Annotated in this window: 1 protein-coding gene; it reads left to right on the top strand. The window is 45.9% G+C overall.

All coding sequences use genetic code 11. The annotated features are described in order from the left end of the window. The coding region (locus ACP45E_RS20460) for a hypothetical protein (protein WP_158008403.1) at window positions 1-1,076 on the top strand (1,076 nt) is incomplete at both ends.

Raw genomic sequence — 1,076 nt, forward strand, 5'->3', positions numbered from 1 at the left:
AGCGGCGGCTACATCGAGCTGAATGGTCATATTCTAAATACCAACAAAAATTCTGAAATTGAATTACTCGGTGGATACGGTGAAATCGAGGTCAATAACAAGACGGATCTGGATGTAAAAATCTTAGGCCTTGATGCTTCTCAGCGTGGTAAAGGCACCTTGATCATTCGAGACAAAGCGAAAGCAGATGGTCATGGTAACGCCAAAGTAACCAGCTACGAAAAAGATGCATCGGGTGTGTCTGTGACAACCAGCTATGAAAATATACAAGGAAATACGGTCAAATCCGGCTCAGATAATATGGAATATGACCCTAAATCCGGTTGGCGTTATTCATGGACGATGGGCAGTGAAAGCTTTGCTCGGCAATATAAGACCACAGGTACATCTTCTTGGTTAGGCATTGATGCCTTCGCCAGTGATCCTAAAGATGTCAGTTTTGATGGGCCACTTGAACCGATTGGCTCTCCAACACTTCGAGGAGAAGGGGCTTACTTCGAGTACGCGCCCGATGATAGGGACTATATCTTCGAAAAGGCTGAGACAGTCACACTTTCAGAAGAGAAATCTCTGGTGCGAAAATGGACCACCAGTACCTGGTGGGGCAAAAAAACCTATTATGCGCAGTTTGTTAACGAGAGCAAAATTCGCGATGAATCTACCCACTCGATTAAAGCGGACTATGGCGTCAATGTCATCTTTACGGGTAAAGAAGCAGGGTCGGTTGATATTGTTTCCAACAACGGTGGCGATGTCATTATTCAAGGTAATATCGCTAACAAACATGGCGACACGACCATCACAACGAATGCCGGCATATACACCAATGCGACAGGCAGTGTGGGTGGTCTAAATATTAAATTGGACGCTTCTCAGATCGGTGGCGTGGCACTGACCAATGAAGACGGTAGCCTAGAGACAGCAAGCTCAGCACTAAAAACTAATTTAACCAATGATGGCGGCGGTGCCATTGACGCTCGAACCTATGGTAAGCGAATCAATATTGTCGAAATCGACGGCCCGCTTGTGATTAAAAACATCACGTCGGCATCGGGCCGAGATATCAGCCAAGATAC

Source organism: Vibrio genomosp. F10 str. 9ZD137, from assembly GCF_049974785.1.
Taxonomy (GTDB): Bacteria; Pseudomonadota; Gammaproteobacteria; order Enterobacterales; family Vibrionaceae; genus Vibrio.